1 protein-coding gene is annotated in these 255 nt (G+C 58.4%); it reads right to left on the bottom strand.

Annotated elements, in window-relative coordinates; genetic code table 11:
- Positions 1 to 255 (bottom strand): hypothetical protein (locus tag PZA18_RS25915; RefSeq protein WP_308447470.1); only part of this gene is annotated, 255 nt, incomplete at both ends.

Here is a 255-nt window from a genome sequence, read left to right as displayed (position 1 = left end):
CATTTTTTCGGGTGATCGTTAAGTCATTCGTCTTAACGCCTTCGCCAAAGCGATGCTGCCCGCGAGCACGCAGCATCAGTGCACCTTTGCCACTACCGATGCGCAGGGTGCCCCCCCGTTTCCCGGTTTGCAGCATCTTCCAGCCGGCGGGGTCCGGGTAGCTGAACCCTGAGAAACGCTTACTTGATTTGAACCTCGGGAAGCCGGGTGTTTGCCCGGCCTTGGCGCGCCGGAAGAAAGCTTGGAATGCCAAAT

This window comes from Parachitinimonas caeni (assembly GCF_030129945.1).
GTDB classification, from domain to species: Bacteria; Pseudomonadota; Gammaproteobacteria; order Burkholderiales; family Chitinimonadaceae; genus Parachitinimonas; species Parachitinimonas caeni.
Note: the sequence above shows the minus strand (reverse complement) of the source record. Positions and strands in the feature narration are given on the sequence as shown.